This window comes from Paenibacillus sp. LjRoot56, assembly GCF_964253335.1.
Classification (GTDB): Bacteria; Bacillota; Bacilli; order Paenibacillales; family NBRC-103111; genus Paenibacillus_E; species Paenibacillus_E allorhizoplanae.
Window position 1 is genome coordinate 991,658 of record NZ_CAXURV020000001.1, and the last position, 26,153, is coordinate 1,017,810.

Consider the following 26,153-nt stretch of genomic DNA (forward strand, 5'->3'; position numbering starts at 1 on the left):
TCAGAAGATGCTTTTCCGCGTATGATTTGGTATGCTGTATGAAGTTGTAACATTGCTGTAATATTATTGTAACAGTAACAATTGTGCCGACGTTCTGCTAAGCAGCTAACGCATTGGCGTCATCAACCTTCATCTTATATGCACGTAAGGATGTGGACAACTCCGCCTTTGGTCTAGGTTTCATCACGACTTTTGGCTAAAGAAAGACAGTACCTTGGTGCGTTTAGCAAATGGCGATACTCCTTTATGATAGAGTTAACGTAGAGGAGAGCGAGGATTTGGCATGAGAACAAAAGCTTGGGTGTCCTATTTGCTAGCGTGCAGCGGACTGCTTTTGATCCCGTTAGTAGGGCTCATTTATATACATTTAAATCAAGATAACGGCACGGCGTACAGTTTAATGACGGATCTCGATCGACAGATACCTTTTATCCAAGGCTTCGTAGTTCCTTACTTATCCTGGTATCTCTTTCTTGCTGTAGGATTCCTATATTTAGCGTATCAAGATCGATCGAATTATTTCCAGACACTCGTGGAATTTGTTATAGGTTTGCTTTTGTGTTATAGCGTCTATGCTATATATCAGACGACAGTACCGCGACCGGACATTGAAGGTAGTGATTGGCTGCTGCGGACGGTGCAGTGGGTGTATCGCTCGGATGAACCGTTTAACTGTTTTCCCAGTACACACGTGTTAACGGCCTACCTCATGATGAGAGCCTATATCCGATCCAAGCGGATTGCGAAGCCTTACACCATCCTTGTAGCGAGCATGGCAGTTCTCATTATCGTTTCAACATTGTTCGTTAAGCAGCATGTGCTGATGGATATTGTGGGTGCAGTGCTTGTGGCTGAAGGAGTCGTCTATCTAGTGGAGAGAAGTAGAAGAACGTGGTTAACAAGATCGACCGCTGCTAGTGCGCGGCAGGATAAGCTCGAAAGGGGACTGAAGCAATGAGAAGCAAAGGAAAGCTTTTGATACTGACGGGCAGTCTTGGCGATGGGCATAATAAAGCAGCACAAGCTATTCTTGAAGCGGTACGTATGTATAGGCCGGATATGGAAGTGAAGGTCGTCGATTATTTGGCGTGGACGCATCCGTATCTGCATGGGTTCGGTAAATACTGTTATATGCAATGGGTGAAAAGCTTACCCTCCGTATATGGATTTCTATATCACAAGACTAGACATGATACGGCGTTATCCCATTTGTTCAAAAAAATGAAGTCATTCAGCACCGACCGGATGCTGGATTTGTTAGAAGAGGAAGCGCCCACGGAAGTCGTGTGTACGTTCCCAGGTGCTGCGGCAGCGATGTCTTATCTAAAATGTAACGGCCTTACGATCGTGCCGACCGTGACGGTCATTACCGATTACACCGATCACAGCTACTGGATTCATCCGGGGACGGATAAGTATCTGGTCGGGGCGGAGCATGTGAAGCAGGCGCTCCTGCGGTATGCGATTCCTGAACAGCGTATCGTTGTGACAGGGATACCGCTTCGGATGCCATTCACACAAACCTACAATCGTGAGGAGCTTCGTGATAAATATGGCTTGCACCGCGACATGCCAACTGTCCTTGTGATGGGCGGGGGCCATGGGCTGATCGGGAAGTCGTTTAAATCGGTGCTGCAGTCGGACGATCTGAAGGCACCCGTGCAATTTGTTTTCGTTTGTGGTCGCAATGAGAAGCTGAAACAGCATTTGGAAGAGGAGCTAGGCGGTTCGAACACGCACCATCATGTGATGGTGACAGGGTTTGTCGATCATGTGCATGAGTTGATGGCACTGTCCGATCTGATCGTGACGAAGCCAGGCGGTCTCACTGTATCCGAAGCGCTTGCGCTGGATCTGCCGATGATGCTGTACAAGCCAATTCCAGGCCAAGAGCAGGCAAATGCTGCCTATCTCGTTGGCATCGGCGCAGCCGTCGAAGTGAAGAATGCAGCCGAGATGAAGAGCCAGCTGTTAGAGGTCATCGCGAATCAATCTGTTTTGCTCAAGCTGAAGAAGAATGCACAAATGAGTCATCGCCAACCAGATGTGCTTCGCACGGTAGATGCGATTTTGGAAACGGAGCATCATTATCTTCCGATTCAGGATGGCTTACAATTTTCTTATGCTAATGTTTAAAATAGAGGTCAAAATAACCCTGTTTCCTCCCTCTTTTTGAGGAGGGGAATAGGGTTATTTTGAGCTGAAGGGGAGCTATTTATCTTCTTGCATCGTCACGATAATATCTTGGGCATAGTTGCCGAATTGTTTGCCAAATAGCGTAACACCACCACAATTCGTGGACGTTTCTAAGGAGGCAATACGGAAATGAATATCCTGAGAGAATACGATATTTAGGTCGTGAATGGTAGTCGCTGAGATTTGCGTGCCATCTAGAAAGGAACCCTGCGGATTCACGGTAATAATTTTCAACAGACCATGCTGTGTGTTGCCATTACCCCACCAGTCGGGGGAGAGTACCCCTCTGTGTTTACCAAAATCACCAGGGCAGGTCCACTGTCCGAGTGGCTTATCGTTGATCGAAAAAGAAATATCCGAAGGCCAATTCTCGTTAAAGCCAGGAGCTTCCGAGCAGATTTCAAATGAAATCTCTAGCGTTCGAAGCTTCTGGTTGCTATGAAAAAAATTCGGGATACGGTACTCCACATAGCCGCTGCCGAACCAAAGAATGCCAGCTTGTACATGCTGTGGATCCGCAAAGTATCGCGGATCATCCAGCACGCCAATCAGCTGTGTCGGTGATGCCAAGCCACATGTTGGGTTCACGTCGAAGGAGGCGTACTGGCCGATGGGAATCGCAACGGTCGTTGTCGGATGCTCATAGGGCTTCTTCGACTTAAATTGAAGTGTGGCTTGTTCAAGCTGCAGGTAGCAGATCTTTTGCGTGCCGCGCACACCGGTCACGTTCTCCGACCGCACAATACCAGCTTGCTCCAGTTTCTGAATATGTTTCGTTACGATCGCTGACGAAATCTCTAGTCGCTGGGACAGCTGTTTAATATTTAATGGCGCTTCGCCAAGAAGCTCAATCATTTTCACGCGAGTTTCCGATGAGAAGCATTCCAGGAAGGGCATGTTTTTGGATGAAACCTCAATTTGCATAGGGGGAACCTCAACTTTGTAGGCATATTTGTTTCTATTGTATAACCTACAAGTTATTTAAACAACTTGATTGTGAGTATTTGTTGGGTATTTGTATAGGTGCCCGAATGATGTTGTATTCTCTACAACATCATTCGGGCTTTCGGGGCTAAATCGCCCCTAATGTTGTATTTGATACAACAATCTGAGTCGCAAAGCCCCAATTAGATCCAAAACAGCCAATCATGTTGCATAAGATGCAACATAGATGCCCCTGTCGGCTGTTTCCCGGCAATCATGTTGCACATCATGCAACTTGCCGAGAGTGTGACGGCTCTGGCTCCACTTAGCTCTAGTAGACATCGATCACTATGTCATGCTTCCATTTCAGCATACAGCCCCAACGTATCACAACAATCGCTGCCAAGCGCCTTCGCTTAACTTATAGTATCGCGCATAGGCACCGCCACCTTCTTTCTTGCGCAGCGCTCCTTTCGTAACAAGGCCGCTAAGCCACTTACGAGCTGTACGAAAATTAACCTCGTATTGGCTGATGATGTCTTTCGGGCGAATAGGTCGGCTCAGGTTGAAGGCTAGCCGAAGAACTTCTTTTTCATCCGGAGTCAGCGTTGCTGCAGTTGATGGCCGAATGAGATGGGGGCCAATGACTAACTGCAGCAGCATTTGGCATACTTCGGGACGGTTCTGAATATCGTCGAAGGCGAAATGGACCATTCTCCAACCCATCCCAGTAAGGAAGGTATCGCGATTCAGCGCATAGCTGAACTTTTCGCGATCCATCTCTCTGATATGACTCTGGAAGCCATCGCATTCTATCCCGAAACGTCCACCAGGGCTGAGGTAAGCGAAGTCGAGGAATTGTGATTTTCGATTCCAATCATAAATCTCGGGATGCAGATGGTTTAAGCTTTCGAATAAAGGCCACCACACCTGCTGGAGGAATAGCTTCTCAGCATAGTTATGCCCGCGGAGCAAACGTCCCTTACGCTCTCCGGATCGGCGAGCTAGGTGATCTTCCATAAATGCTTTGTGAGCAGGTTCAAATGACACCGTGCAGTCGTCGCCTCCTTTTAGAAAACAAAAAACGCCCCTCAGCCAAATTGGCAAAAAGGACGTTCTTCGTCTACGAAATAGTGTATCATGAGATAGAGAAATAAGCCATTATATACCAATTTTAGATGACGAGGTGTGACAATGAGTAACCGCTTTCAACTGCATTCAATCTTCTCCGAAGGAATGATTTTGCAGCGAAATCAAGAGAACCCTGTCTGGGGGACAGGCCCCGATGGGATGCAGCTAACCTTGGAGTGCCAAGGACAACAGGTACAAACCGTCTGCGCAGGCGGCAAGTGGCAGGCGATACTGCCAGCATCCGAAGCGGGAGGCCCGCATATCTTAACCATCAGCTCTGAGGGACGACAACTTGCAGCCGTTTCAGATGTCTACTTTGGCGATGTTTGGCTAGCAGGCGGACAATCTAATATGGAGTGGAAGGTGCGAGATACGAGTCACGCGCAGACAGACATCGCGGAAGCGAATTTCCCTCTAATTCGTCACTTCGAAGTTCCTCGATTGGAGTGGGAGGATCCATCCGAAGTAACGTCCATGAATGCAACTTGGAAAAAGGCTGCGCCAGAAAATGTCCCTGACTTTTCAGCGGTTGCCTATCATTTTGCCCAGCATATTCAGGCTTCAGAAAGCGTTCCGATTGGCATAATCGGCTGCTATTGGGGAGGAACCTCGGCATCAAGTTGGGTGAGTGAGACCACCATTAGCCAGCAGCCCGAGCTGCAGGTATATGTAGATTCCTTCCAAGAGCAGGTGAAGGATTTCGACTGGGATGCCTTCGCAATAATCCGTCAAGCCTATGATCAATCAACGGCAGACTATGAATCACGTAAAGCTGCTGGTGCAAGTGATGATGAGCTTGGCGGCTATCCATGGCCGCCTCCAATGAGTCCGCATAGCTTCATGAGACCAAGCGGTCTCTACGAAACGATGCTGCTCAAAGTAGTTCCCTATGGGTTAAAGGGGTTTCTGTTCTATCAAGGAGAAAGCGATGCAGGTCATGCTGAGCTGTACGATAAGCTGCTGACAGGACTTATTCATAATTGGCGTTCACTCTGGCACAATGACAACCTCCCCTTCCACTTCGTCCAATTGACATCCTACTGTGCAGATGGTAAGCCAGACGGTGAATCGTGGCCGCTGCTGCGCGAGTCTCAAGCGATCGTGAATGAGCGCGTCCCGCATACGGGCATGGCCGTCACATTAGATTGCGGCGAGCGCGGTGATATTCATCCGCGAGATAAACGGACAGTGGGGCAGCGCCTCGCGTTAACAGCCTTGGAGCATGTCTATGGGAAAGAGCTTACGAGCTCTGGCCCTGTGTACCGTGAGCTGAACATCGAAGGTGGGCGAATTGTGCTTTATTTTGATCATACAGATGGGGGACTAGGACTTCCTGTGGGGAGCGAGCAGCTCATCGGCTTCCAAATCGCTGCTGAGGATGGCAACTTCCTGAAGGCTGAAGCGAGCATCGTTGGGAACACCGCCCAAGTGTGGCATCCAGAGATTACGAAGCCAGCCAAGGCGCGTTATGCTTGGACGAATTACACGGAGGCCAATTTAGTAAATGGACTTGGCTTACCAGCGGGGACATTCCGCACACACGTTACACGAGAATAGAAGAATTTAGGCGTCCACTCTATGGAGTGAACGCCTTTTGTGCAACATGGGGAGTATTCACGTGCTTGATGATTTCTTGTAGAAGAAGCGAGATAACAATAGGCCGATGAAACCAAGCCCAATGAACATAATTGCTTTGATTGTTAGGGAGACATTGGGCAAATCCATGAAGATGACCTTCATTAAAGTTAGGAATAATAACGCTAATCCGGTGAGTCTTATTTGTTTGACTTCTTTCTTGAGTCCATAGGCAATCACACTAATCGCGTAGAGGACCCACACCGTCGAGACCCACAGATGTTGGCTATTCACACTGAAATCGTGTGTCAACGTTCGTGTTATTTCCGTTATAAAACACAAGAATAGGAATCCAAGTCCATACTTAAGCAGGATTAAGGTGTTCTTCGTGTTGGTACCGACCCCGAAATGCGATACTATGGCAATCATACCCGCTAAGGTTCCTAATACCAGCAGCCATATTAACATGACAACCGACATGATGCTGCTCATACCTTCGGTGATTGTACCCAATGCCGTTGCAAAAGCGAGTGCATAGATGATGATTCCGTTGATTTTCTGTAATACTGATTTCACGATAAAACCAAGTAACAGCGCAATAATTCCCTCAACCAATAAGAAGCCAGGTAACGCATCGTCGCTGAAGTAGTTAGCCGAGTAGAAAAGTAAGGCATAGGATGCTATTGTCATCGTATAGGGTAACTTCTCTTGTGCCATCTTACTGAACCAGTAGGAAATCAAGGCATAGCCTATACAAGTGGCAACCATGGCAACGTTGAATTGCGTATCGGTGTAAGCCACTTTAAACCAAATGGCGGTGAATGCAAAACTCGGAATGAGCAATCGAAGTTGATGATTCATTGTGGGGCTTTTCAAACAGATCGTCGCTAGTAAAGCTACTTGTTGGGCTAACATTCCCATGGCCGCTAACTTTGTATCCCCATGTACACCAAGACCAAAAAGGAACAATGCAAGAGGTAGTAGACCGAACGAAGTGTAAAATAAACCAACAAATTGATTGCGTATCGCATATAACATAAAACTTACAAATAACAACGTCTCGTAACTAACGAAAAATAGGGAAGAAGGGTTGTTACTGTTTAATAAGAAAGGCGTCAAAACGCCTGCTGCACTTGCTATTATGGCTAAGGATTGTGATTTTAATTTGTGTGAAAACCATAAACCTAAGCCTACCCATAATACATTCAGGGTGAACGCAATAGGTGCCCCGATGAGTTCATACAACTGATGGCAGGCAAAGGTGGTTAGCATGAACAATCCGATGGAACCGCCTAATAATGCCTGTGCCAGCAGTGGACGGTTAGCCTTGTGTTGTTTGAAACCGAGGAAGACAAAGCATCCACCGACCACGTAGCCAATCGCACAGCGCATCTGTTCTGTGAGGAGTCCGTTGTCAACCGCCGCTTTGAATCCCCATACGATACCGATCAGAAGTACAAACATAAAAATCCTCGGCAGCCATACCCTGGCAATGAGGTGCTCCCAGTCGGTTTCTTTTTTAATGACTTCCTGTTTAGGTGGTGCAGTGGGCGGAACGTGAACAGGAGCGGGAGTGCGATTGGGATTGGAATTGGAATTGGAATTAGAATAAGAATTAGGAGTAGGAACAGGAGCAGGATGACTTATTTGGCTTTGCTTTAACAGTGCGAGTTCTTTCTCGAGCTCGATGACTCTCTTTTCTAAATGATCGAATCGATGATGAATGTCCAAGTCTCAACAGCTCCTTGCGTTCATTGATAGGTTAATTAAATGGTTTATACATTTAGAATAACAGTTTAAGATGGATGAAATAAGTACTATTCTGTTGTAGTACCGAGTGATGCTGTAGCCTTGATATTAAACAGCATATCTTGAATTACCAATAGTGAATTCTAGACTGCTTGGCGAGTTTGCAACCAATTAGGTAATCCCGGTATTGATTAGGGGCAGTATGATTTGAATAAACATACCCTTCAACACCAATAATAGGGCTACACCCTTGAGGTACATAATGGAAGGAATATAACCTAATGGATATTGATGCTTTCTTAACTGAAGTTCTCAGCTCTAACGAAGATTGGCATGTAACGACAACGGATGGCGTATCGGTCATAGATCCGAATCAGGAGCAGGATATTCCTACTTTCGATCAGCATGACGATTATCTGGAATCAGGATTTTAAGTTTCATGAAATGCATAGGATACGCACGAAAGGGCTATCTCCAAAGGTCAATTTAGAAACCTGGAGACAGCCCCTTTTGCACTTCTGAACTTAGTTGTCTACATCCTAATCAAGCTAAGATAAAAGCAGCTAACTCCGCTTCCCTAGCATCCGATAAAGGCTCCGAATTATCCCAATACAGGAGAGATGACGGTTCCATCCGCCAAGTAATTTCTCTGCGCTGCAGGGAAGAACGGAATTGCTGCCAATTGTCCAGCTTCCATACATCCAAGGCTGATCCTCTTAAGCGAATACGCTCCTTATAAACGTCCTCACTCGGTAAATACGCATAAATCACCTTAATACTGACATCCCGTATGGAAGCTCCGATACGAGCCAACTCCCCTTCCAACCACAGCGGGTCCCCCTGTTCTTTCGTAAATGGCCCGATCACGATAGCATCCTGATCAAGTAGGAGCTGTTCAAGCGCCGCATCCATCGTGATGCGATATCCCAAATCGCGACAGTGTTGCTTATAAAATGGCGAATCCCGATCGCTGGGGTCTTGCCCAGCAAGTGTCATGATTGCTTCTGCCGCGGGGCGCAGCAACGTGTCCATATCTAAGAAAGCTCCGCCATGTCGGCGGACCCAAGCCCTTGCTAGTGTTGTTTTGCCTGCACCTGCAGGACCGATGAAGAAAATTAATTTGCGCATAGGTAACCTCCGAAGCTAACGGTGTGAGTAACATTTCATTAAATTGTAACATAAGAGCGTTTACAACACAGATTTTCAGGAAACTTTCAGCTAAATTAAGGTTTTCTTAAGATTCACACCACATTTGCTTCACACTTTTTCGGTATATTACAGGGAAAAAGGGGTAAAACAAACTGGAAGGATTGATCTTGTGTTAACAAATACGATTAGTCCACTACGAAGTAGTATGGAAGCAACATCTCGTCCATCGGCTCAATGGCCCGCACATGGTTGGCCAACATCAACGCCTGAGGCACAAGGATTATACTCAGCTACCTTAGCTAAGACTTTTGACGTTTTCCATGATCATGGTGTGCACAGTATAGCGGTTATTCGGAATGGTGTATGGGTAGCAGATGCTTGTAAAGAAGGGATTCAATCTGGAATCCTGCAAGATATGAAATCAGTTACCAAAAGTGTGACATCAGCATTAATCGGAATTGCTTTAGCAGAAGGAAAACTGAAAACGATTGAACAGCGTTTGGCTACATTTTATCCTGAGTTAGAAAATGATCCTCTAAAATCAAAGATCCAATTGAAGCATCTGCTTAGCATGACTTCAGGACTTTCATGGAATAATGATCAGGAAGAATCATCGACTGAGATGATGCATGCCCCAGATTGGGTAGCGTATATTCTAAATCGCCCAGCGCAACATGAACCTGGTGTGGTCTTTAACTATTCGAACGGTGATGCGCATTTACTCTCGGCAGTAATAGAGAAAGTAACGGGGATGTCCATGTTTGAATATGCGAAGTCGCGGTTATTCGAACCGCTTGGTATAACGAATGTGAACTGGAATCATGATCACAATGGCATAACCATTGGCGCGTGGGCATTGGCTTTATCACTGGAAGATATGGCGAAGATAGGCTTGCTTTATCTGAACGAAGGAAAGTGGGAAGGAAAGTCCATTATTCCGCAATCTTGGATTCGCACATCATTCATGAAGCGAATTACTTTAAATTATAGTAATGGTACGCAAGGTTCTTATGGCTATTATTGGTGGACCAAATCCCTTGCCAAAGGTTTAAATAAGGGAAGTCGCAAGGAAGTGGAGATTTTCTATGCTTCGGGTTCAGGCGGTCGACGTATCTTCGGTATTCCGGAATTGAAGCTGATTGTTGCATTGACAGCGAATACGGGTGATGTCGATATGCCAGAAAGTCTGCTGCACCACGTGGTGCAGGCTGTAAGGTCGAATAAACAGCTCTCTGAGAACCCCGCAGCCTTCGAGCAATTGCAGCAATCGATTCAACGCTTCGCATCCATACCACCTAAATAGACATCGTTTATAAAAGCTGCGTATCCTTTTGATACGCAGCTTTTGTTTATGCTGAGAGGCAAAAAGAGGATTCACTTGGAGGGGAACGAAATGAGAGTATGGCTATAATAGCTGAATTGTTTTAACAAATGAGGTGTTCGCCATCGCGCGTTTATTTATATTACCTATTCCCTCGATAACCCCAGAAGTGGTCACCGAGGGACTCACCTACATGTCGAAAGAGAAGCGGGCACGTCTGAATCGCTTTCGTCACCGAGAAGATCTGATCCGAGGATTGATGGCGGATCTGCTGCTTCGTAGTCGCATTATCGAGGACCTTCACATGGACAATGCAAGCATCAGATTCGAGCTAAATAGCTACGGCAAACCGAAGCTTAGCGGGGTGAGTAACTACCATTTCAACGTGTCCCACTCCGGGGATTGGGTGGTTTGTTTGGTGGACAACGAACCCGTTGGCGTCGATGTGGAACGCGTGCAAGCCTTCGAAGAGGGCGTTGCTCGATCCTTTTTTGCGGAGGATGAGTATCGCTTCGTACTGGAAGGCGCTCAAGACTGGGAGAGACAACTGCGTTTCTATCAGATTTGGACAGCCAAAGAAAGTTATATCAAAGCTGTAGGCAAAGGGCTATCGCTGCCGCTTACCAACTTCTCGGTCTTGACCTCAGAAGGTGTGGAGGGGAATAAGCAGTTAGGCGGTGAGCCGTGGCAGTTCTCATCCTTTGAATTAAATTGGCCTTCTGGCGTGAACACGAATACCTACTATTTAACGACATGCTGCAGATTATCCTCAGAGCTAAAGGGGCCAGAACGGGTAGATATAGACCAAATTATAACAACATTAAGGTCTGTCAATCGTTGACAGGTCTTCTCTTTGTGTGCTAAATTTTAAATTGATAATGATTCTCATTTTCATAATAGAGGGGAGCCTGCTATCTTGTCTGAAGTGATGACTAAAGATGAAGACACTTTCCTTTGCCTTGATCATACATGGCTTAAATTTCGTACTGCGCAGCTCATTCAAGAGGCTAAATTAGCGCAGCAATTTATTTCTTCTTATTGCATGGTGGTTGTCAAGCAAGGTGAAGGCCACTTGAGAATAGATTTAGAATCCTATCGTATGCAACCTGATACGGTACATGTCATGGTGCCTGGCCAAACCATCGGTTTCTGTGAGGGCCAGAAGTCGGAGTTGTATCTCATTGCATTTGATATTCAGGGTGATACTTCTGACGACGAGGTGAATTTTCCACGTTTAGGTGAGCTGTCCGTCCATATGGAGAGTACGCTACATCAGCTCTGTGAGCAGCTCTGTCTGTGCAGCCGAAGTGAGAGTGCCATAGAACGATTTCGAGGACAGCCCGTTTTCCTAGAATTGATCTATTGGGTGATGACCCACATTCGTCAGAATTCCAAATCCGACTCACGGGCCGCTATGGATCGTACCAAGAGCTATATCGAAGCCCATTTTCGAGAGAGTATGACGATTGAACAGCTCGCACGCATGGCTGAAATAAGTCCGAAATATTACGTGAGTTTATTCAAAAAAACGTACGGCAAAACGGCCATCGACTATTTGACGGAAGTAAGGGTCAACATGGCGAAGCAGCTTATGCTCCAAACCGATGTGCGTTTAAAGGATGTTGCCTACCAAGTGGGCTACAATGACGAGTTTTATTTTAGCCGCATGTTTAAGAAAGAGGTTGGTGTCTCGCCGACTGTTTATTTAAAAAATCGCCGACAACGAATCGTTGCGTACTCCGTGGCGGTGCTAGGACAATTACTCGCACTCAAAATCATGCCCTATGCTGCCCCACTACACCCCAAATGGAGTACCTACTATTACAACAACTATCGTACTGATATCCCGCTGCACTTAAGTGGGTACCGTTTTAATGAGGATTGGGAAACGAATGTGGACGCACTGGCGAACAGTCAAGTCGATTACATTATTAGTACGGATCAACTGGAAATCGAGGAGAAGGAGTGTTTGTCGCAAATTGCCCCCGTTCATATCGTCCCTCTGTATGATAAAAGCTGGCAGGAACAACTGCACGCCACGGCACAGATTGTAGGTGCTTTAGATGAAGCAGTTGTTTGGGTGGATGGCTATAATAGCAAAGTAAAGCTGGTGCGAGAGCGACTGGAAGAAGAGCTGCAGGATGAAACCGTAATATTTGTTAGCCTACTGGGCGATCGCTTCTTTCTATTTCCGACACGCGGGATGAGAGACGTGTTTGAAGATCTGGCTTTGCAGTCGCCAGCCGGATCAGAGCGATATGAGACTAATCAATGCTTGACGCTTGAGGAGCTGGCTCATCTCGATATGGATCACCTACTACTCAATATTCGACAGGAGTCCGAGACCATACAGCATTGGGAACGAATTAGAACCTCTATGTTATGGCAGGACTTGAAGGTTGTCCGTAGAAATTGCGTCCATTTAATCTCATCGGATCCTTGGAGAGAGTACTCAGCTTATGCCATGGAACGCATGGTTCAAGATATTCATGATCTCTTATGTGACAATCGTACATGAGAACTTCCGTATATTGTCCATGTTCGACATGGGCAACTTCTTTTATAATTTAATGAGAATGATTATCATTCGTAACGGATAGAGAGGGGATTTAAGAAAAATGAAAAAGTTAGCAACAATCGGTATTACGACATTGGTTCTGTTAGGATTGACGGCGTGTGGCGGGGGGAAAACAGAAACGGCTCCTGCAGCAGCAGGTACAGCAGCCCCAGCTGCTTCGGTGGCTCCAACAGCTGCTCCCGCAGCGACGCCTTCAGGGCCAAGAGTCATCAAATACGTTGGTAAAGAGTACACAGTCCCTGGAAAAGTGGATAAACTCGTTATTACGGGTGCACTTGAGTCCTTGGAAGATGCTTTGCTTCTAGATGTGAAGCCGGTTGGTGCACTAACGGTTGGTGGGAAATTCCCAGCAGTATTCGCGCCGATTACGGACAAAGCAGAGGGCGTAGGCGAGAAAGCACAGCCGAACCTAGAAACGATTCTAAAGTTGAAGCCGGATGTTATCCTGATGAGCACGAAATTCCCTGCTGAGACGATTGAGAAAATGACGAAAGTGGGCCCGACGATTCCGGTATCTCACATTGCAACAGATTGGGAAAATAACTTGAATTTACTTGGCGAACTGACAGGCAAACAAGATAAAGCGAAGCAAGTGCTAGATAAGTACAAAACGGATTCAGCAGCTTTGAAAGCGAAGATCGGTCCTATTTTCAAGGATAAGAAGGTATTGGCAATTCGCGTACGTGCAGGCAGCTTATTCATCTTCCCTGAGGATGTATTCTTTAATCCATCTATCTACGCTGAGCTTGGTGCAACAGTACCAGCGGAAGTGAAAGCAGCGAAAGCGCAACAAAATATTTCACTCGAAAAGCTTGCTGAGATGAACCCGGATTATTTGATTGTTGAATTCTCTGAGGAAGAGAACAAAGATACACCGAAAGTGTTCGAAGACTTGAAAAACAACCCTATCTTCAAAAACATTAATGCCGTTAAAAATGGCCAATTATATACCAATCTCGTAGATCCATTACTACAAGGCGGTACAGCTTACAGTAAAATTAAATTCTTAGAAGCGATTAATGGCTCTAAATTAGTTCAAGCAAAGTGAGAGTAGAGCTATGAAATGGAGAGTACCCGCACCAACCCTCATCCTATTGGCAGCATCTTTCGCGATATTTTTTACGATCGTGCTGTCCATCTCCTATGGGGCCAAAAGCATGGATTTCAGCCGTATCATTGAAGCTATCGTCCATTTTGATGCGAACGATGTCGATCATCAAATTATTATGCACGCTAGACTGCCAAGGGTAATTGGAGCGCTGCTCGTCGGTGCGTTCCTCGCGGTGTCGGGCGCTCTCATGCAGGGGATGACCAGGAATTATCTGGCATCCCCTTCAATCATGGGTATATCCGATGGCTCAGCATTCGCAGTAACTTTGTGTATGGTCATTGCACCTTATTCCTCGATGATGGCTATGATTATGGCGTCTTTTGCTGGCTCGGCGCTAAGCATCGTTATTGTATTCGGGCTAGCTTCGCTATTGCCAGGGGGATTGTCACCTGTACGTGTAGCGATTCTAGGGACACTGATTGGGACGTTTCTGAGTAGTGTGTCTGCGGCAATTGCGATGTATTTTCAAGTATCCCAAAATATTAGCTTCTGGTACAACGCACGCCTGCATCAACTGGACCCACAGCTGATTATGCTGGCGGTTCCTTTTGCCGTTGTAGGCTTAGGGCTTGCCATATGGATGTCCAAGTCGGTGACGATCTTTTCATTAGGGGACGAAATCGCTGTATCACTTGGGCAGAAGACGATGCAGGTCAGATTGTTAACGACATTAAGCGTCGTATTACTGACAGGGATTTCTGTGGCTATTGCAGGTAAAATTGGATTTGTTGGCCTACTTGTACCACATATCACTCGCTTTCTAACGGGTATCGATTACAAATGGGTTATCCCATGTTCAGCTGTGATCGGTGCCGTTTTCTTGGGGCTGTGTGATGTGTTGAGCCGATTCCTGAATTATCCATTCGAGATGCCGATTGGTGTCGTTACCGCGATACTCGGTGTTCCGTTCTTCCTCTATCTCATTCGCACGCGAGGAGGGGAGTCTCATCGATAATAGAAATGATCGGTACTATGTGTTACAGGTCTTGTTGGGGATAGCGCTATTGCTGGTGACAGCCTATATTTCTCTAACGAATGGGGCCTTCGATATCACGTTGAAGGATGTCTTTAAGACCCTGTTGCGGATTGATACGCAGCATGATTATGATCTGGTGATTTTGGAGTTCCGACTCCCACGTATCGTCATTGCTTTGTTGGTGGGGATGGGGTTAGGGATGGCAGGAACAGTTGTGCAGAGCTTGACTAGGAATAACTTGGTAGATCCTGGCATCCTGGGTATCAACGCGGGAGCGGGGTTGGCGATGGTCATCTTTTTGTTTTTCTTTCAAGGGAAGGTGAAAGGAACGAGCTGGGCGGCGATTCTGGCCATGCCTATTGTTGGCTTGGTCGGTGGATTGAGCGCAGCACTTCTAATCTATGTCTTCTCTCAAAAGAATGGGAGGCTGGATTCACAGCGGCTTCTGCTCACAGGGATTGCGATTGCATCTGGCTTATCAGCAGTGACGGTGTTCATTACGCTCAAAATGAATGCCAAAGATTTCGAGATGGTCGCCGTTTGGGTATCTGGCAGCATCTATAATGCGAACTGGAAGTATATTATCTCCATCCTGCCGTGGTTGATTTTATTGACACCAGTTCTCGTCTGGCGATCTCTTGTGCTGGATGTGTTTCAGCTGAGCGAAGAGAGCGTCCGCGGGCTGGGCGCCGCTGTGGACAAAGAGAAGGCGATACTGCTGCTAAGCAGTATCGGTATTGTCAGTGCCTGCGTATCTGTCTCCGGCGGCATCGGATTTATTGGCCTCATGGCGCCGCATATCGCTCGCCGACTCGTCGGCATAACGCATCGCCGGCTGCTGCCCGTCAGCGCGATTGTCGGCGCGCTCTTGGTGATGATCTCCGATTTCATCGCCAAGATGGCGTTCGCGCCAGTAGAGATGCCCGTCGGCGTCGTCATCGCCATTATTGGCGTACCGTACTTCGTTTGGCTGCTCTATCGGAATAAGCATCGCCGATAGAGCCTTGTGGAGCCTCCCCTGTGAGGGGGCGGTTTTGTGCTGTTTGGGGCGCTGCTGGGGCGGTGCAGGAAAGAGCAGAGCAGAGAGGGTAGAGTGGAGCAAGGGCAAAGGTAAGGCCGGGTGATGCTGGGCAAACCTATACGCGTGCGAATTGCCTCTCGTACCCACCTCTGAGTGGATTAGATGGATTTCCTACAGTTAAATTGCCGGAAAATCGCGCTTTCGAGCAAATAGATGGATTTCCTGGAGCTAAATTGTACTGGAATCGTGGATTTCACTAATATCGCCAGAAATAGATGTAGGAAATCCAGTTAAACATCCAAATCGAGAGACTTCACAGAAATTAGCTGGAGTTTATACAGTTACTCCGTCGCAGGGATAGAGGGAGCGACACCAAGCCAACTAGTTGAAGCCCCTCACTCCCAGCACCACATCGTTCCAATGCACCACATGCACACCAGCCAAACAAACTAGTTGAAACCCCTCACACATGCCTGCCCGCCACCTTTCCCCCCTCGTCGCATGTTGACTCTGATTGGATTAACTGGATTTCCTACAGTTAGTTTGGCGGAAAATCGCGTTTTCGAGCAAATAGATGGATTTCCTGGAGCTAATTTGAGGCGAAGTCGCGGATTTCACTGATATCGCCAGAAATAGATGTAGGAAATCCAGTTAAACATCCAAATCGAGAGACTTCACAGAAATTAGCTGGAGTTTATACAGTTACTCCGTCGCAGGGAGGGGGCTATCCACCCCTCACTCGCTTCGCTGACCTGAACATTCTCCATTCCAATATGTGGATATCGTTCATGGTCGATGTGTTTACATTCCCCTATAATCAACAATGAGAATCATTATCAACATATGTTTCCGTAAACAATATCCGTAAACAATCCATCGATCCGTACACACAAGATCCGGCCTGATCGTTGAACCTGAAACGAGAGGAGAAGAGAGGAAACCTAATGACCCGTTTACCCCATTCATCCATCGAGACCACTACGCCTTCGAGGGAAGTTGTCCGTCAGTCTTTTACATTACCGAACACAGAGCAATATCTTCTTTACAGCGCTACAAGAGAGCAACCCTATCAAATTTACGTATTTAAGCCTTCGCAGAAGGCGCCGCCTGAAGGATTTCCAGTCATCTATTTGCTGGATGCAAATGCGCTTTTTGCCACGATGGTTGAAGCGATACGTGTACAATCACGCGTTCCCGAGAAGACGGGGGTCTACCCGGCAGTCGTTGTTGGTATCGGCTATCCGACGGAGGAGCCGTTCGATTCTTCGCGGTTTTATGATTTTACGATGCCGACGCCGAAAGAAGTGCTTGATGCTCTACCAGTACGCAACAAAGATGCTGTAAGACCACAAGTCGGAGGGGCCGATGCTTTTCGGGCCTTTATCGAAAATGAGCTCAAACCCCGCATTGAACGTGATTATTCGATTAATACGAAGCAGCAAGTGGTCTTTGGGCATTCGCTAGGTGGACTTTTCGTGTTGCAAACCTTGTTCACGCAACCGCACACTTTTCAAACCTATATTGCAGGCAGTCCATCGGTTCACTGGAATAAAGCGATGTTACGCGAGCAGGAGGACCAGTATACTTCCAATCCACAGCAGGGGCAAATTCATCATAAGCTGCTCATCACCATCGGTGAGCTCGAGAAGAATCACCCGAGCAATATGAGCGAGAATGCCAAAGAGCTGTATGAGCGCTTAGCCCTCTTGCCAAATGAGAAGTTGGATGCTCATTTCTATGAGTTTGAAGGCGAAGGACATGTTTCTGTGCTTCCGGCACTGGTAAGTCGTGCTGTCCGCTTCCTGAGAAGGGGGTAAGTGAGCCGATGAGTCCTAACGAATTTAAAGGCAAAATCGTACTCGTAACTGGAGCTGCGCAAGGTATTGGGGCAGCAGTCGCTCAAGCTTTCTCGGAGCGTGATCGCCAATGGCGTCCAATGGGGAGCCGGTTTGACATGGAGGCTGTGCCAGCCCCAACAGCTTACGTAGAGGGGGTTAATAAAGCTTTAGGCCGCTTACGATCAGGTGAACTTGATAAAATCGTGCTTGCACGCACCTTAAGACTGACCTCGCCACAGCCCATCAATCTACAGCAGTTGCTTCATAATTTATCCATTCATAATACCCATGGATATACGTTTGCTGTTGATCTGACCAATGGTCAAAGTGTTTAGCTGATGGCCTCTTTCCATGCCAGCCTCCCGCGTCTGACTCATTGGCCTCTGCCAATCGTGATGTAATCTAACCCCAAAAGCTCCTAGTTCCTGCAATTGTGCAGGAATCCAGGAGCTTTTCTATAAGCTACTGTAGAGATCAGCCAAGTCACCTTGACCGGTAACGGGGAGTGAGGCCAAGGTTGTCAGGTTAGTAGGTGACAATAATGGGGATACACCCCTCCTAGCCTTGCTAACGACCCATTCTGTCAGATATAACGGCATTCATGTCCGTTAGGTGATGGAAAGCAACCACTAGTGATCTAGAAGAATTCCTGCGTGGGGGTGAGGTTGGGGTTCCTAACAGGGGGAATCCCTGGAGAGAGAGGTCACCCTCAGGATCTGGCAATTACTCTCACTACGCCCTCTTCACAGGTACCCATATTTCACTTCTAAACGTAGGCGAAGTTGTATCCTTATCTGCGTTCCATAGCATTTCTGGTCCGGCGACTTGTTCATAGCCAGAGGAAGGGAACCATTCGGAGTAGATACGTCCCCATACATTTTGCAACGTTTCGGGGAACGGTCCGATGGATTCGAATACCGCCCACGTCGAGGCAGATACGTCGAGTTGTGTGAAATTGTCGGGACACGGATTCGTTGTAGCAACGCCAATATAGTGGTCAAGCTCTCCCTTTTCCTCCATGCGGCCCTCGGAGAAGTTGGTGGAGGCACTTACCAGGCCAATGGGCTCGACATTGGAGAGTTGTTTAAGGGTGTTAATTAAGTCCATGTTCAAGCTTTGCCACATTGCGGCAATTTCAGGATTAACGCCGTTAAAGATAATGGGCACTCGTTTGTGAATACCGACAATATGAAACGCTTCTTTTTCCTCAATACGATAATTCATTTCATTTCCCCCTTGAATGGTGATTTGGAAAGTCATAGGCGGATAGGCTTTCAATGATTGCCCATTCAATCTAGCCTCTGACGGTGTAATGCCATGTAAAATTTGAAAAGATCGTGTGAATGAATCCGGTGAGTTATACCCGTATTTGATGGCGATATCAATGACTTTGATATTGCTGTCTCTGAGCTCAAAAGCAGCAAGACTTAGCCGTCTGCGGCGGATATACTCGGATAACGGAATGCCCGCGAGAAAGGAAAACATACGCTTGAAATGATATTCGGAGCATAAGGCAATTCGGGCTACTTCATTCGTGTCAATCGTGTCCGTCAGGTTGTCTTCAATATACTTGAGCGCACTGTTCATGTTTTTAAGCAAATCCATCGTTCTGACCTCCTATATCCATAGAATAGCAGTAATTGCAGATGGTTATCCGACATTTCGTGCACAAGTTTGCAGGATATTCCGCGCAAGCGAAAAGAGAATATCAGATAGGCAATGGAATGTAGTATTATAGATGGAAATCAATGAACCCAGTTAAGTAGAGGAGCAGATACGATGGAGATTACGTGGAATCAATTTGTTATCAGTGATAATAAAGAACGGCTAGATGTAGATGTTATCAAAGGTTTCCTTTCACGAAGCTATTGGGCGAATAAACGACCGGAAGAAAGGACGCTGCGCGCGATCGAGAACTCGGTATGCTATGGCGTATATGAAGGGCGCAAACAAGTGGGATTCGCTAGAGTTATAACGGACAACGCGACGATGTTTTATTTATGCGATGTATTTATTGATGAAGACTACAGGGGCATGGGGATCGGCAAGAAACTAGTGGAAAGCTTGATCTCCTGTGATGATTATAAAGACCTCGTAGGTTTGTTGGGTACGAAGGATGCGCACGAGTTGTATAAGCAGTATGATTTTGAGCACGATTCGGAGCGATATATGCGACGTATGCCTGATTATGTCAGAAACATGGCTCGTAACTAGGATTGATAAATATCATCTATAAAAGGAGTCGATCAACGATGACCCTACTCATCAGAGAAGCTACTATTGATGAATCCCAACTCATTTACCAGGTCATGATCGAATCATTCAAAGAATACGACGGCAAGCTCAATCCACCTTCAGGTGCACTTAAGGAAACGGTGGATCACACAATCCATACATTTAACATCGGTGGTGGAGCAGCAGTCGCATGCGATGGAGTTAAAGTGGTCGGGTCAGCAAGATATAAACCCGTCGACGATTATATGTATATTGGCAGGGTATCGGTACTACCTGATTTTCGGGGAAAGGGTATCTGCAAAGCACTGTTAACTTTCGTGGAAAATAAAGCACGAGATCAGGGGATTATGGAAACTCGGGTTGAGGTACGACTATCCATTCCAGCGAATATTCGGATGTACGAACGGTTACATTATGAAGTCATCGAACACAAGTTTTATCCAGAACGGATAGATAGTTGGTATGTCATGCGCAAAAAGCTCTAAGGTCAATGACGGCTAAGTTTATGCTAAAATAAGGTGGATCGTATTTTAGAATAATGAGGGATTGCATGTATCGAATCATGATGGTTGAGGACGATGAGAAAATTAGGCGGATTGTCGCGGATACATTGAAAAAGTGGCAGTACGATGTGGTGGAAATAACTCAATTTGATCAGGTTCTAAAGGATTTTCAGCAATCAGATCCGCATCTCATCCTATTAGATATTAACCTTCCGGTGTTTGATGGCTACTACTGGTGTCAACAAATACGCGCGGTTTCCAAGGTGCCGATCATCTTCTTGTCATCCAGAAATCAGAATATGGATATCATTATGGCGATCAATATGGGTGGGGATGATTTTATCCAGAAGCCCTTTGATTTGGATATCCTTGTCGCGAAAATCAGTGCGCTGATTCGCCGGAAGTATACCTATCAGGAAGAGGAGAGCCCCAAATTCGTCCATAGGGGTCTGAAATTACATGTAACCAATTCCACGATTGAATATAAAGGACAAGTTTCTGAATTAAGCCGGAATGAATTCATTCTTTTACAGTTGATCATGCGCAATATCGGGAAAATTGTTTCGCGCGAGGACATGATGCAGGTCTTGTGGAATGAAGAGCAGTTCGTCGATGATAATACGCTGACTGTGAACGTGAACCGGATGCGTAGGAAAATCGCTGCACTTGGACTGGAGGACTACATTGTCACCAGGAAAGGAATGGGGTATTTGATCGAATGACTTTCCTACGCTATCTCGCCTATGAAAAGTCTTATTTGTATCTCTATCTGGCGGGGTTCCTAATCCCAGCTGTTGTATTTTATACCTATAGCCATGGTGGTGACTGGGTATGGGGGACCGTCTTCTATGCCTTCGCCTTATCCTCGATTATGTTACTGGGATTTCTATTATTTCGGTACCAGCAACATGTACGCGTGATCCGACGAATGAAGAGCGAGGATTATGACAGTTTATCCCTGGAAGGGGAATTCGCCCAACAGCACATCGAGGAGCTCAAAAAGCAGCATATCCACGAAATGAATCAAGTTCAGGAGAGGCAGCATGAGCATTATGATTTTATCGTTTCTTGGTTCCATGAGATTAAAACACCGATTGCGGTTCTTCGTTTACTTCAGCAAACCGATATGGACGCGAATAGTTTGAGGGAAGAGATCGCGAAGATTGAAAATTACATCGATCAAGCGCTCTATTACGCCAAGCTGGATAGTTTTAATCAGGATTACGCGATTCAAAATTGTGATGTTATCCAGATTTCGAAAGAGATTGTGAAATCACATTCGAAAACCTTTTTCTCCAAAAAAATTCGCATTGGCCTACAAGCAGAAACGCTTGTCGTTCAAAGTGATCCGAAATGGCTGCAGTTTATTATCAATCAGCTTTTGACGAATAGTTTGAAATATACAGAGCTTGGCGGGGAAATTACGATTTCCGTATTCGAAACGCCGCAAGAGAAACAGTTGCTGATTCGGGACAGTGGAATAGGTATTAGCCCCAAAGACCTTCCGCGAATCTTTAATCGCGGCTTTACTGGAGAAACAGGACGAACGTATACCAAGTCGACCGGGATGGGTTTATATTTGGCTCAGCAATTATCGAATAAACTCGGCCATTATATTGACTGCACATCGGAGGCCGCTGTATATACGCAATTTATCGTTCATTTTCCGAATGACAACGATCCTTATTTAATGAGACAAAAAACACACAATGAGTAAAATAACTCATCGTGTGTTTTTTTCGTTGATAATTTTGTAGTAAATAGATGTTGATGACACGTAAAAGATGATATAGGTTAGCACGTATAGTCCCATGACAGAAAAAATAATCGTTGTTAAGGCATGAGAATCTTTTACAATCAGGATGACCGTGTAGTATAAAAGATACCAACTGTGCAGCAATCCAAGTAAGAGTGGCGGTAAAAAGACGAACAGCAATTGTTTCCGAATGATCTGCTTCATTTCTCTATCGTCTACACCCATTTTCCTTAAAATCGCGTAGTGTTCTCTCTCTTCTGTAGCTTCACGCAGCTGTTTAAAGTAAATGACGCTGGCTAAAGCAAACAACGCAATGGCTGCAAAAAAAGCGACAGAGAACAGTATTAAAGAGGACGACTCAATATCGATGGAATACATATCGATAAAGGCCGAATAATAGGATCCTTCTGTCTGCATAACGATATCGTATATTTGTCGTGATACGTTATTGGATGTTTTCGGATCTTCGATTTTATAAATTTCATAGGAAGATAGCGTGCGATTTTCTTTGAGATGCTCAAAAGCCTCGTCAGCAATAACGAGTACCGAAGGCTGATGTTCGGAACCTCCACTAGAATCTGTAGGGATACTTAATAACGGGAATCGTATTCTTTCGACTACATGAAATGTATGATCTTTTAAGACGGTCATTTCAGGTAGAGGACTTTGATATGTGATTGGTGTATCTAGTCCTCTTGTTAAAACAATAGCTTCATCGCCTTGTACATCTACTTTTCCACCAACGCCACGTAAATCAACAATCGCATTGAGTTGCGCTTCTGGGAAAATGTAAAATTCCTCTGTGTAATAGTTGGGATAGTCAAGAAACGATTTGCGATTTGCGATTTTTTCCGTTTGAATGCCAGTAATTGTTTTATGAGCAATGATGGGATGGGACTCATTCATGATTTGTTCAATTTGTTTTTGAGTTCTGTTATCTTGGGACGAAAAGGCAATATCGTTCGGGTATTCTTTTCTTACAACATCAGCTTTCACGGCGTAATCTACAGCAATAAATCCAACTCCAAAGATGATAACAGCACTAATCAGTGAGTTAAACGTAAAGTTTACTGTATTCCCTCGAATAGAAAAACGAAGGGAGGAAATCCACAGCATTTTGTTGCCATGCAAGTAATTTTGACGTTGACTCATTTTTTGTAAAATCCAACCGGAAAACTGGCGGAAAAATAGATACGTTCCGACGATTAATGCCACTGTTGTAGCCAGTAAGGTTTCTTTAAAATAATCTTTCCATAGGTTTGAACTTCCACCCATGGTAATCGTGTAATAGGAAGCAATAATGAATAGGATGGACAATATGGCCAAAGGCATAGAAAACTTAAGCGGCTTGTCCATTTTTTCTTTTGCGTGAAACAATTCAACGATCTGCATTCGACGGACGTTCAAATAACTTTGAACCGTGATAATGCAAATTAATAAAGCGAATAACAAAATCGTTGCGACGACGGCTTCAAGTGGAAAAGCAAAAGAAATGTCTTCTTTATAGTGCATTAAGTTCATTAGTATCTTACCGAAAAATTTCGATAGTAATCCACCGATGAATATACCACTGGTTACAGAAATGGCGCTTAGAAATAACGTTTCGTAAAAGACCATTGCGGCAACTTGTCTTTCTTTCATCCCGTAAAGGATATACATACCGAATTCTTTTTTTCGCTGTTTCATAAAAAAGGAGTTGGCGTACAAAATAAAAAACACGATAAACGCAAAGACAATCATGGAGGCAATAAAAATGATTGTTTTGTAGTTTTCTTTATTTTGAATGGCTGTAACGACGTCCTCGTTAAACATTAAACCAGAAAAGGTAAAGTAAATGATAACCCCGACAAGCATGGAAATGAAATATATGGCATACAAACGGAAGTTCCGCTTCATATTCCTCCATGATAAATCAAACAAACTCATCGCCGGTCGCCCCCTATGGCACTTTGAATCGTCAGGATTCGGTCGAAGAATTCCTTCTCGGTTTGTTCGCCTTTGAACATTTCATTGACGATTTTGCCATCACGGAGGAAAATAACGCGCTGACAATAGCTAGCAGCATACGGATCGTGGGTGATCATCAGAACGGTAGTCTTAAAGGTATGATTGAGTGATTGAATTTGTTCTAACAGCTGGGTAGCAGATCGGGAATCAAGCGCCCCCGTCGGCTCATCGGCAAACACAATCGCTGGGTTCGTAATGATAGCACGTGCGGCAGCTGTGCGCTGCTTTTGGCCACCGGAAATTTCAGATGGATACTGATGTAAGATCGATTCAATATTTAACGCTTCACTTAATGTCGCTAATCGCTGCTCCATCTCCGCCACAGGTGTTTTTTGCAACGAGAGCGGCAGCAGAATATTTTCTTTTACCGTTAGGGTATCCAGTAAGTTGTAATCTTGAAAAAGGAATCCCATTCGTTTTTGACGGAATTGTCGGAGGTCTTTCTTTTTCAAATCTAACAGCGATTTCCCTTCGATCCAGACCTCCCCACCCGTAAAGGCGTCGATCGTGGAGAGCATATTCATTAATGTCGTTTTACCTGAGCCAGATGGCCCCATAATCGCGGTGAATTCTCCTTGTTCAATCGTTAAATCAATATTTGTTAAGATTTGTGTTTTGCCATATGATTTGGATAAATTTTTGGTTTGAATAATTGTAGCCATAGTTTCGCCCTCCTTCTTCATCTTACTATACCGAGTAAGGGACTCTTTAACCATCGATATACCAGGATCTAAAGTGACGTTTTTGTCATGTTGCATGAAAAAGCGATATCAAATCCTTCATTTAATTGTTCATCCTGCTTGCAGGTCTAAAATAAGATATGATCAACAAACCTAAAGGCAGGAACAGCCCGATCGTTAGGGCAAATGGAGGCCAAATATTAGAAGCGAAATCTCGGAAATAAATGATGTTAGGGTAAACAAGGAAGGCGAGCGCAAACAGCATAAGCGCACTCGGCACGATGAAAGGGCGATAGGTACGCAAGCCCAGGATCTGCTGCAGTCCAACCAGTGAGCTATAGAAGCAAATGACGAGTTTGAAATAGATGGTGACAAACCAAATGATGGCAACCAATACTTCGATGCGTTGGATGAATCCGCCGACGTGGATTTTTTTAGCTAATGTGTAACTGGGAAAAGTATGGCGTGAAGTGAAGTCCCAACCAAGTACGACGATACATAAAGCGGTTATGGAAAAAATGATTAGGCCACCCATAAAGCCTGCTTGAATAAACCCTTTGCCTTTCTTCAAATTGGTGTGAATAGCAGGGTAGATCATCAGAAAGACGACCATTTCCAGATAGGGAATAGAAAGAACCGACAAGCTTCCGTGAATTATAGCTTTGGTACTAGCTTCAAGTATAGGTGGTAAGCGTTCAATCTTAATCTGTGGAATCAGAAAGCCAACCAGAACACCTATACATAACAAAACCCAAGGTAGGAAAATCTCCCCAGCGCGAGCAATCACTTCTAAGCCCAACCCAGCCCCCAGCATAATAATCAGCAAGAATGTAAAGTGAATAACTTGAATAGGTGTCTCTGGCATGATAATGGTTGTAATAAAGTCACCGACATTACGAAGAACCAATGAAGCGATGATAAGAATAAAGAGATAGAAGATGGTGCTTATGCATTTCCCTAACCATTTTCCGAGGATCAATTCGCTATAAGCCATTAAAGAGTGACTCGGATACCGATTACTTAGCGCAACATAGAGGCATATCGTCGCTCCACCCATAGCGATACCTAGAGCGGCAGACAACCACCCGTCTTGATGGGCAAAAGCCGTAAGGACAGATGGGACGATAATGATCGTACTTCCCAAGCTGAATAGCAAAACTAATATTTTAAATTGACGCAGGTTGATTTTCTCGTTATTAAACATCACTAACTCCTTTGACTTGCAGCTACGTGAGTAAGGTTGTGATCATTTTCCCCATGGGTCTGAATAAGTAAGAGATCACATCTAATGGATTGATCAGCGGTAACTTTAAACTTATAGCTATACTCAATAGGGCGGAAATACTGAGAGATAGCATGAAAAACCAGAATTCTCTGTGCTGTTGCTTTGCTCTTAAATGAGA

Annotated in this window: 24 protein-coding genes and 1 pseudogene; 17 read left to right on the forward strand and 8 right to left on the reverse strand. The window is 45.4% G+C overall.

The window, feature by feature from the left end:
• Nucleotides 1-283 precede the first annotated feature (283 nt).
• A complete protein-coding gene (locus ACSQ8O_RS04575) occupies nt 284-958 on the forward strand; it encodes a phosphatase PAP2 family protein (protein ID WP_436240604.1) in 675 nt (224 codons plus the stop codon).
• Entirely contained in the window at nt 955-2,136 is a 1,182-nt protein-coding gene (locus ACSQ8O_RS04580) for an MGDG synthase family glycosyltransferase (protein ID WP_436240605.1), read from the forward strand. The genes ACSQ8O_RS04575 and ACSQ8O_RS04580 overlap by 4 nt, the downstream gene beginning before the upstream one ends.
• 75 nt (nt 2,137-2,211) lie before the next feature.
• Here the strand turns inward: ACSQ8O_RS04580 and ACSQ8O_RS04585 are convergent, their stop codons facing one another.
• Both ACSQ8O_RS04585 and ACSQ8O_RS04590 read right to left on the reverse strand, forming a co-directional pair.
• A complete protein-coding gene (locus tag ACSQ8O_RS04585; protein WP_436240606.1) occupies nt 2,212-3,120 on the reverse strand; it encodes an ArsR/SmtB family transcription factor in 909 nt (302 codons plus the stop codon).
• Between the two features lie 387 nt (nt 3,121-3,507).
• The gene (locus ACSQ8O_RS04590) at nt 3,508-4,170 is read right to left on the reverse strand and encodes a hypothetical protein (protein WP_436240607.1); all 663 of its coding nucleotides are present in this window, start codon (nt 4,168-4,170) and stop codon (nt 3,508-3,510) included.
• Nucleotides 4,171-4,314: 144 nt separating this feature from the next.
• On the opposite strand from ACSQ8O_RS04590, the gene ACSQ8O_RS04595 reads away from it, so the two are divergent.
• Nucleotides 4,315-5,808: a sialate O-acetylesterase gene (locus ACSQ8O_RS04595; RefSeq protein ID WP_436240608.1), complete on the forward strand. Its 1,494-nt coding sequence runs from the start codon at nt 4,315-4,317 to the stop codon at nt 5,806-5,808.
• Between the two features lie 57 nt (nt 5,809-5,865).
• Here ACSQ8O_RS04595 and ACSQ8O_RS04600 read toward each other — a convergent pair whose 3' ends face one another.
• Nucleotides 5,866-7,557 carry a DUF2339 domain-containing protein gene (locus tag ACSQ8O_RS04600; RefSeq protein WP_436240609.1) on the reverse strand — a complete coding sequence of 564 codons (1,692 nt, stop codon included), beginning with the start codon at nt 7,555-7,557 and terminating at the stop codon, nt 5,866-5,868.
• Nucleotides 7,558-7,856: 299 nt separating this feature from the next.
• Here ACSQ8O_RS04600 and ACSQ8O_RS04605 point away from each other — a divergent pair, with 299 nt between their 5' ends.
• Nucleotides 7,857-8,009, forward strand: a complete 153-nt coding sequence (locus tag ACSQ8O_RS04605; RefSeq protein ID WP_157256979.1) for a hypothetical protein — start codon at nt 7,857-7,859, stop codon at nt 8,007-8,009.
• A 109-nt stretch (nt 8,010-8,118) separates the two neighbouring features.
• Here ACSQ8O_RS04605 and ACSQ8O_RS04610 read toward each other — a convergent pair whose 3' ends face one another.
• Complete coding sequence (locus tag ACSQ8O_RS04610) at nt 8,119-8,703, reverse strand: AAA family ATPase (RefSeq protein ID WP_436240610.1); 585 nt, start codon at nt 8,701-8,703, stop codon at nt 8,119-8,121.
• A gap of 190 nt (nt 8,704-8,893) precedes the next feature.
• Between ACSQ8O_RS04610 and ACSQ8O_RS04615 the strand changes: the two genes are divergently transcribed.
• From ACSQ8O_RS04615 to ACSQ8O_RS04655, 9 genes and pseudogenes are all read left to right on the forward strand, one after another.
• Complete coding sequence (locus tag ACSQ8O_RS04615) at nt 8,894-10,027, forward strand: serine hydrolase domain-containing protein (protein WP_436240611.1); 1,134 nt, start codon at nt 8,894-8,896, stop codon at nt 10,025-10,027.
• A 211-nt stretch (nt 10,028-10,238) separates the two neighbouring features.
• On the forward strand, nt 10,239-10,886 hold the full coding sequence (locus ACSQ8O_RS04620; protein ID WP_056618702.1) for a 4'-phosphopantetheinyl transferase family protein: 648 nt from the start codon (nt 10,239-10,241) through the stop codon (nt 10,884-10,886).
• Nucleotides 10,887-10,970: 84 nt separating this feature from the next.
• Nucleotides 10,971-12,563, forward strand: a complete 1,593-nt coding sequence (locus ACSQ8O_RS04625) for an AraC family transcriptional regulator (RefSeq protein ID WP_436241940.1) — start codon at nt 10,971-10,973, stop codon at nt 12,561-12,563.
• A gap of 100 nt (nt 12,564-12,663) precedes the next feature.
• Complete coding sequence (locus tag ACSQ8O_RS04630) at nt 12,664-13,671, forward strand: ABC transporter substrate-binding protein (RefSeq protein WP_236292708.1); 1,008 nt, start codon at nt 12,664-12,666, stop codon at nt 13,669-13,671.
• Between the two features lie 10 nt (nt 13,672-13,681).
• Nucleotides 13,682-14,689, forward strand: a complete 1,008-nt coding sequence (locus ACSQ8O_RS04635; protein ID WP_436240612.1) for a FecCD family ABC transporter permease — start codon at nt 13,682-13,684, stop codon at nt 14,687-14,689.
• 19 nt (nt 14,690-14,708) lie between these two features.
• A complete protein-coding gene (locus ACSQ8O_RS04640; protein ID WP_436240613.1) occupies nt 14,709-15,710 on the forward strand; it encodes a FecCD family ABC transporter permease in 1,002 nt (333 codons plus the stop codon).
• A 965-nt stretch (nt 15,711-16,675) separates the two neighbouring features.
• Nucleotides 16,676-17,548, forward strand: coding sequence for an alpha/beta hydrolase (locus tag ACSQ8O_RS04645; RefSeq protein WP_436240614.1), 873 nt, complete (start codon nt 16,676-16,678; stop codon nt 17,546-17,548).
• Between the two features lie 8 nt (nt 17,549-17,556).
• Nucleotides 17,557-17,649 (forward strand): annotated as a pseudogene (locus ACSQ8O_RS04650) (2,3-dihydro-2,3-dihydroxybenzoate dehydrogenase); the annotation flags it as partial.
• A 36-nt stretch (nt 17,650-17,685) separates the two neighbouring features.
• Complete coding sequence (locus ACSQ8O_RS04655) at nt 17,686-17,904, forward strand: chorismate-binding protein (protein ID WP_436241941.1); 219 nt, start codon at nt 17,686-17,688, stop codon at nt 17,902-17,904.
• A gap of 397 nt (nt 17,905-18,301) precedes the next feature.
• On the opposite strand, the gene ACSQ8O_RS04660 is transcribed toward ACSQ8O_RS04655, so the two are convergent.
• Nucleotides 18,302-19,174 (reverse strand): AraC family transcriptional regulator, encoded by an 873-nt coding sequence (locus ACSQ8O_RS04660; RefSeq protein WP_436240615.1) that lies wholly within the window; start codon nt 19,172-19,174, stop codon nt 18,302-18,304.
• A 174-nt stretch (nt 19,175-19,348) separates the two neighbouring features.
• Between ACSQ8O_RS04660 and ACSQ8O_RS04665 the strand changes: the two genes are divergently transcribed.
• From ACSQ8O_RS04665 to ACSQ8O_RS04680, 4 genes are all read left to right on the forward strand, one after another.
• On the forward strand, nt 19,349-19,783 hold the full coding sequence (locus ACSQ8O_RS04665) for a GNAT family N-acetyltransferase (RefSeq protein WP_436240616.1): 435 nt from the start codon (nt 19,349-19,351) through the stop codon (nt 19,781-19,783).
• 38 nt (nt 19,784-19,821) lie between these two features.
• Nucleotides 19,822-20,289: a GNAT family N-acetyltransferase gene (locus tag ACSQ8O_RS04670; protein WP_436240617.1), complete on the forward strand. Its 468-nt coding sequence runs from the start codon at nt 19,822-19,824 to the stop codon at nt 20,287-20,289.
• 65 nt (nt 20,290-20,354) lie between these two features.
• Complete coding sequence (locus ACSQ8O_RS04675) at nt 20,355-21,029, forward strand: response regulator transcription factor (protein WP_436240618.1); 675 nt, start codon at nt 20,355-20,357, stop codon at nt 21,027-21,029.
• The gene (locus ACSQ8O_RS04680; RefSeq protein ID WP_436240619.1) at nt 21,026-22,024 is read left to right on the forward strand and encodes a sensor histidine kinase; all 999 of its coding nucleotides are present in this window, start codon (nt 21,026-21,028) and stop codon (nt 22,022-22,024) included. The genes ACSQ8O_RS04675 and ACSQ8O_RS04680 overlap by 4 nt, the downstream gene beginning before the upstream one ends.
• A gap of 6 nt (nt 22,025-22,030) precedes the next feature.
• Here the strand turns inward: ACSQ8O_RS04680 and ACSQ8O_RS04685 are convergent, their stop codons facing one another.
• The 3 genes from ACSQ8O_RS04685 to ACSQ8O_RS04695 all read right to left on the reverse strand — a co-directional run bounded on the left by ACSQ8O_RS04685 (nt 22,031) and on the right by ACSQ8O_RS04695 (nt 25,954).
• Nucleotides 22,031-23,989, reverse strand: coding sequence for an FtsX-like permease family protein (locus tag ACSQ8O_RS04685; RefSeq protein ID WP_436240620.1), 1,959 nt, complete (start codon nt 23,987-23,989; stop codon nt 22,031-22,033).
• Nucleotides 23,986-24,732, reverse strand: a complete 747-nt coding sequence (locus ACSQ8O_RS04690; protein ID WP_436240621.1) for an ABC transporter ATP-binding protein — start codon at nt 24,730-24,732, stop codon at nt 23,986-23,988. The genes ACSQ8O_RS04685 and ACSQ8O_RS04690 overlap by 4 nt, the downstream gene beginning before the upstream one ends.
• A 121-nt stretch (nt 24,733-24,853) precedes the next feature.
• Nucleotides 24,854-25,954 carry a GerAB/ArcD/ProY family transporter gene (locus tag ACSQ8O_RS04695; protein WP_436240622.1) on the reverse strand — a complete coding sequence of 367 codons (1,101 nt, stop codon included), beginning with the start codon at nt 25,952-25,954 and terminating at the stop codon, nt 24,854-24,856.
• Between the last annotated feature and the right edge of the window lie 199 nt (nt 25,955-26,153).